This window comes from Leptolyngbya sp. FACHB-36, assembly GCF_014695955.1.
GTDB lineage: Bacteria > Cyanobacteriota > Cyanobacteriia > Leptolyngbyales > Leptolyngbyaceae > FACHB-36.
The window spans coordinates 1-6318 of the sequence record NZ_JACJPG010000275.1 but is presented as its reverse complement, the minus strand read 5'-3'; the positions used below and the strand labels follow the sequence as shown (position 1 = coordinate 6318).

The window sequence follows — 6318 nt, the reverse complement described above, 5'->3', positions numbered from 1 at the left end:
ACAGCGCCGTACTCATCGCGCAGCAGCGTATTATTCCAGGCGATGGTGCGCTCCTCGCCCGATCTTGTGACGATGGCGGTCTGGTAATACAAGTGGAGTTCCCGCGTGGTAAGTTCCTGAAACATCGTGTGAACCTGTTGACGCTGAGCAGCAGGCGTAAAGATCTCAAACCAATCTGCGCCAAGGATGTCTTCATAGCAATAGCCGACTAGCTGCAGAAAGAACGGATTTGCGTATTCGATCGTGCCTGACGTATCTAGCCCAACCACTACCAGTCGGACATTCTCCAACAGCGATCGCCAGCGGCGATTCGATTCTTGCAGCGCAATTTCTGCCCGTTTGCGATCGCTGATGTCTCGTGACGAAACCGCAACCCCATCTGCCAACGGCACAAGCTGATAGCGGACCCAAGAGGCATTCACTCCCGTCAGCGCGAGCTGAACTTCTTCTTCTAAGACCTGTCGCGTCTCAACCACCCGCACGAACCGTCTGAACAAGGTACCAATCCGATCGACTGGAAACAGTTCGTGAAGCCGCTGACCGATCGCAGCAGCTCGGCTTGTTGAGATCAGTTCGGCTCCGTGGGTGTTCAAATCCACCACAATAAAATCGTAGATGCGCCCGCGAGTGTCGCGTAGACTTTGCAGCAGGTAAAACGCATCTAGGCTGCCCTCGGCTGCCGCCCGAAACCGCTCCTCACTTTCTCGCAAGGCAGCTTCGGTAACGCGCCGTTCTGCTTCTAGCTGTTTGGTAACGGTGCGGAGTTCCAACACATCGTTGGTTTGCTTCGCAGCGTCCTGAGTTTGTTTGCCATCGCCGATATCCATCACAACGCCCAACAGTCGGATGGCGATGCCCCGATCGTCATAGAAAAGCCTGCCTCTGCCCTCCAGCCAGTGAACGCTGCCATCTGACCAGACAACGCGAAATTCGTGCTGATAATTCTGCTGCACGCGGCTAATAGCGGCCTGAATTCCAGCACGATCGTCTGGATGCACATGCGCCTCAAACGCCGCATAAGCGCGACCAATGGTTCCAACGGATGCACCAAACAATCGTTCGTGCCCACTTGACCAGGTAATCTCTTTAGTTTGCAAATTCCAGTCCCAGGTGCACAGACGAGCAGCATCTAGCGCCAGACGCAACTGCGCTTCATCAGGGCGTGGGTCTTGGGCGGGGCTAAGCTGGGGCGTCCGGCGCGATCGCTCCTGGGAAGCCATTCCCTTGTCGAATAACTTGCGAGTCGTGGGTCGATTCAGCATGACATTGAAGATTAATCTAAAAATCATTGAATCGCATCAGTTAGTGATGCTCTCGCGGCAGTTGTACAGAAGCCGCAGGCAGGATGCGATCGCGTCCTGCCTGCTTTGCTTGATACAAAGCCGCGTCAGCAGCGCGGTAGAGCGATTGCAAATCTGCCCCGTTCTGCGGATACGCAGCGACTCCTGCACTAAACGTTGCCCGAAACGATCGTTCGTTTGCTCCCTGAAATTCCTGATTGCGAAAGACCTCTAGAATCGTGGTTAGCCGCATGACCCCGTGATCACGACTTGCCCCATACATTCCGATTACAAACTCCTCGCCGCCCCAGCGAGCCACTACATCTTCGCTGCGACAGGTCCGCCGCAGAAACTCACTCAACTGCATCAAGACGCGATCGCCAACCTCGTGCCCGTGCTGGTCGTTTACCTGCTTGAAGTTGTCCAGATCGAGCACCATTAAGCACAGGGATTGCTGCTGTCGCTCTGCCAACCGCAGCAGACGGGTGAGTTCTTGCGTGGACTTGCGCCGATTTGACAACCCCGTTAGCGGATCGGTTTCTGCCAACTGTCGCAGAATGTGCGATCGCTCCAGGCGGTTGAGCACGCGAGCAACCAGTTCTGGCGGCACGATCGGCTTGTGTACGTAGTCATCAGCTCCAACGCGAAACACTTGCTGTACCGTTTCAGCATCCGTGTGCGCAGACAGAAACAAGATCGGTACTTCATTCCAGCGCGGATCGTTGCGGACGACCTGACACAGGTCAATGCCGCTCAGGTTAGGCATTTCAACATCTAGAATCAGCAGATCGGGTGCGGTCTGCTCCAGCACATCCCAAAACTGCTCCGAATTGTCCAGCAGGGTCAGCTTCAAACCCCACGGCTCCAGCAGCGATCGCAGCAGCGCCAAGAGTTGCGGGTCGTCATCGACAATCAGGACTTTCGCTTCGACCGTGTTGCAGTGTTGCAGCACTTGGGCGATCGCCTCCAAAACGTGTGGTGGCTCCATTGGCTTTTGCAGAAACCCACGTCCGCCTAAGCGTGCGACCTTGACGCGATCAACAAAGCTCTCCTGCGCCGTTAGCACTAGAACGGGGATCGCAGGCTTGTACGCAGCCAGGGTGGTCAGTAGCTCCAAACCGCCCTCGATCGACCCTGGAAACTCCAAATCTAGCAGCACGACATCTGGGCGCGTCTGGGCAAGCACCGATCGCGCCTCTGCCACCGATGGCGCAATATCAACCCGAATTCCCCACGCCTTGGCTTCTTCGGCAAGCTGCTGCGTCAGTTCTCGATCGTCATCCACAATCAGGAGCCGCGAGATGGGTGTTGGCAGCACGGCGTCCGATTTTGTTAATTCGGTATTTGTGGGACAGGCCGTCAATGACTGCCGTAGTTCTCGCACCAGTTCCGATAGGTAAAATGCGTCCGCGTGTAGATTGGCGCTCGTTCTAAACAACTGCTCGATCTGCCGCGCTAGATCTGAGCCATGCGGACATCCAAAGCTGCCCAACGACCCAACGAGCTTGTGGGCTTCCTGCTGTGCCCGATCGCGCAGGTTCTCGTTGAGCTGTCCATTTAGCAGCGCCAAACTTGCCTGTTCCAGCGTAGCAATGCGATCGATAAACTGGTCCTTGTACCGTTCCCATATTCTCGATAGCCCTTCTCTGACGGCTTGTTCAGTCGTGATTGTGGGTTTAAAAGCAGTGGGAGGTGTTTCTTTATCTGTATTCACCAGCAACATTTCCACAATGCTAGTTCCTTGATCCCGATGTACGATGCAGCCTCGATTACAACTAAGAAGACGGTAAATCATTGCAAAACGTCATATTACCGCTGCTCCTTGCTTAAGTTATGATTCCCGTATGAATGGCTTAAGTAGCATCACCGAAAAACTTTGTTTTGATTAATTTTTCTGCTCAAGCGAATTATGGCTTTATGAGTTACTGGTAACAAAATTGCGCTGAATCTAGCTAATGCAATGCAACTGAGTATTGGAAAATGCCGAACCCAAGCTGTGAAGCCAGCCTGGGTTCGGCACCGTATGAGCTAGTCGATTTATATCGGTAGTGGCTAGCGGTATTTATAAGCGTAATTTTCCATCAGGAAATAACAAAGCGAAATCCGTAAAAACACTGCTCATAAGGGCTAAGATTCATGGCTGTTTGCCTCTCAAATCTTTATCAAAAGCCTGTTTGCGATCAACTTAAATCAGGGCAATCTTAGTTAACACAGATAAACCTTACGTCACAAATCGTACGGTTCAGTGCCATGATGAAGCCTTCTCCTAGTTCTGCTCAGCTTTCTTCAATCAATAACAGTCTGCACACCGTTTTGGGCAGCCGTGAGCGTGGCTTAGCGAGCCTAATTCGTCATACGCTAGAACGTCAAGGCGAGGCGTGTGTTGCACAAGATAGCTAATAGCTATTGGCGGTTTGCTACTAGCCATTAGTCATGTTTAGTCTAATTTTTACCTGTTGATTCTGTTCCCAGCGTAACCCTGCTTACGCCGGGGAAAATTGTACACGATCGGTTTGCTAAGCCTCTACAACAGCGACAAGGCATTGGTCTCCTAACAGATGATGGAGGTAAAGCCTCGTTGTGTCAGCAATTCAAGCATTGAGATCGGGCGATCACAGTGTCCCATTGCCATTGCTGGAGTCGTATCTTTTTTCAATCCATGATGGGATCGTACCCAGTTATGCACCGATCGTTGTACGTCTAGCACTCGTTGTAATGCCGCCACTCGGGGACTGGAACGAGTTAAACGAGTTGCCGTTCTGTCGCCCAAGTCTACGAATCCTGCGACGGCCCCTAAACGAGTGGCATAGGAAGCGGAATCTTTTAGACCCAAACAGCCCCAGAAAATTGATTTTCTGGGGCTGTTTGGCTACGTGTCCTTACCGATCAGCGGCTCCCTGAATGATCGCTTGATCACCGACTACTTCAATATCATTAACTTTCAGTTCACCCAAGCGCAGCCGCATCTCGATTTGTCGCCGGACTTCTGCTTCGGGCACGCCGAACCGCTCAGCGATTTCTGCGGTGGTTAAGCTGAGGTTTCCTAGCTTAACGCGAGTGTTGTCGTCCCATTGCACCTGTCCATTCTTGACGATCGGCTTGCCTTCAACGCCAATGTAGAACTGTTGATTTCCAAGATTCGGAAACGATTGCACCAGTTTGGACAGTGTGTCACGCTCAGAGCTTGGCAATTGCTCTAGTGGAATTTCGGCTAAGTTAACCACCGCGCCGCTCTCAATCTTGCCATTCTGAATCGTTGTATTAACCCCTTTCACCGCGCTCCCAAACCCACTGTCTTTTGCCTTGCGAGCAATTTCCGCGCCCAGCAAGTGATTGAGGTCGCGCTGACCAAGCTGCACCGTGACATTCTTACGATCGGACGTCTTCTGTAGCCCTTCAGCAACCCGCGCTTCTAGCTGCTGCTGCGGGGATTGCACAGCTTGTGGAGACGCGGGAGTTTGTGAACGATTCGACGGCGACGGGGCAATCGCTACATCATTTGGTGTATCGTTTGGTGCATTGTTTAAAGGCGATGGCTCTGCTGCGATCGGCTGCGTGGTGGACTGCTCGGCATACCAGCTTGGAAGCTGGGTCGCTTGTCGCCAAGCGTAAAACAGACCTGCACTTGCTCCGCCAACTATGAGTAGGACCACGATTAGAATTCGTTGCATGTCTCATCACCTCTGCGTTTTCAGCGCTACTACGTTAACGAATGCGCAACTGGCGCTTAAGTGTCTGATTGAACCAAACCAGACTCGATTTTCGAGGAGTTGTGCGGCGGGAAAGAGTGCCGAACACTACTTTTTACTGTTAACACCAGACTGCGCAAACTTGGCAAGGAGCAAAAATGTCCCCCGCCAGGTTGTCAAGCAGGCAAACACCCGCCGAACTTAACGTATGTTAAAGAACGATCGCCTCTACCCATAGATAGCCATTGATCCGTCGATCCGAGGCTGTTCAAAATAACCTAACAACAGACTGTACGACCTCAGCACGCCTGATTGGCTTGCCAATCTACGTCATCCAATGCAGCTTGTCGCTTGCTCTGGATATTTTTCAAGTGTTTTTTTACGGTGTCAAGCGCAATATATAAGTCAGCAGCAATCTGTTTGCGGCTGTAACCGGAGCGCCGCAGCAGCCAGACTTCGGATTCACGAGCAGTTAAGTGCCACTGTTGAGCCTCGGCGATCGCCAAGCCGTGCAACACCCGCTGTTCGTCTTGCAGTCGCAGCAATAAGCAGGGACGCGAGGCAAGGTCTAGCTGGAGCCACTGCGCTCGGATGGTTAGCGTTGTGCGCTGCGTAGTGACTTCGGACTCGATCGTGATGGGCTGGGAATAGAGATCTTGACTGTCAATTAAGGCGTCGCACACGCGCTGAAGGTCAGGCGGAATCGTCTGAGACGAGTCTCGCAGCTCGGCACAAATGCTTTCTGCCATCGCGTTGGCGTAAATCACGTCGTAGCGATCGGTGAGCACCAAAATTCCATCCACGAATCCTTCTAAAACTGCCTGAAGTAGATGACCGGAGTTAGTATTCATGTTCATTAGGGGGCTTAAATGAACGTTTGACTGTTTGAGCGAACCCTCCTCACACCATCGAAAAACAAATCAATTGACGAGCAATGCGTCTTTAGAGTTTCGCTGCATCCAACCTAAACAACGGGTTCCCGTGAAGCAGTAAGAAAAAGTAATTCATCCGTGTAAGGAACCGTAGTAGGGTAGCGATAATTCGCTCAGCGATCGCGCTCGTGTTTCAGGGTGTCTTGCGGCAATGACCATTGAAGAAGCGCTCAATATTCTGGATACCGTGTTTCAGGATATTCAGTTGAACGACACACAGGAATCGGTGTTTCGCCAGTCTTGGGCAGGGCTAACCTATCAAGAGATTGCTCAGGAGCTTAACTTTGCGACTGAATACATTCGCGCGGTGGGTGCTCAACTGTGGAATAGCCTTTCTGATGTGTTTGGTGAACGGGTGACCAAGCAAAATGTGCGATCGGTCTTAGAGCGCTGGGCGCGTCATAATTTGGGGATCGC

The 6318-nt window shown here is 52.2% G+C and carries 4 protein-coding genes and 2 pseudogenes; 1 reads left to right on the top strand and 5 read right to left on the bottom strand.

What is annotated here, in order from left to right:
* From H6F43_RS07245 to H6F43_RS07230, 5 genes and pseudogenes are all read right to left on the bottom strand, one after another.
* A partial coding sequence (locus tag H6F43_RS07245; RefSeq protein WP_190342108.1) for a PAS domain S-box protein occupies positions 1–1262 on the bottom strand: 1262 nt, incomplete at its 3' end.
* A 40-nt stretch (positions 1263–1302) separates the two neighbouring features.
* Positions 1303–2994, bottom strand: coding sequence for a response regulator (locus H6F43_RS07240; protein ID WP_190342106.1), 1692 nt, complete (start codon positions 2992–2994; stop codon positions 1303–1305).
* An 837-nt stretch (positions 2995–3831) separates the two neighbouring features.
* A pseudogene (locus H6F43_RS22185) lies at positions 3832–3996 on the bottom strand (IS1 family transposase); the annotation flags it as partial.
* Positions 3997–4159: 163 nt separating this feature from the next.
* Complete coding sequence (locus H6F43_RS07235) at positions 4160–4951, bottom strand: hypothetical protein (protein WP_190342104.1); 792 nt, start codon at positions 4949–4951, stop codon at positions 4160–4162.
* A 317-nt stretch (positions 4952–5268) separates the two neighbouring features.
* Positions 5269–5820 (bottom strand): helix-turn-helix transcriptional regulator, encoded by a 552-nt coding sequence (locus H6F43_RS07230; protein ID WP_190342102.1) that lies wholly within the window; start codon positions 5818–5820, stop codon positions 5269–5271.
* A 232-nt stretch (positions 5821–6052) separates the two neighbouring features.
* On the opposite strand from H6F43_RS07230, the pseudogene H6F43_RS07225 reads away from it, so the two are divergent.
* A pseudogene (locus H6F43_RS07225) lies at positions 6053–6318 on the top strand (hypothetical protein); the annotation flags it as partial.

Bases quoted from the DNA above. Each gene is read 5' to 3' on its own strand.
- H6F43_RS07235 (WP_190342104.1), bottom strand. From the start codon at position 4,951: ATGCAACGAATTCTAATCGTGGTCCTACTCATAGTTGGCGGAGCAAGT.
- H6F43_RS07230 (WP_190342102.1), bottom strand. From the start codon at position 5,820: ATGAATACTAACTCCGGTCATCTACTTCAGGCAGTTTTAGAAGGATTC.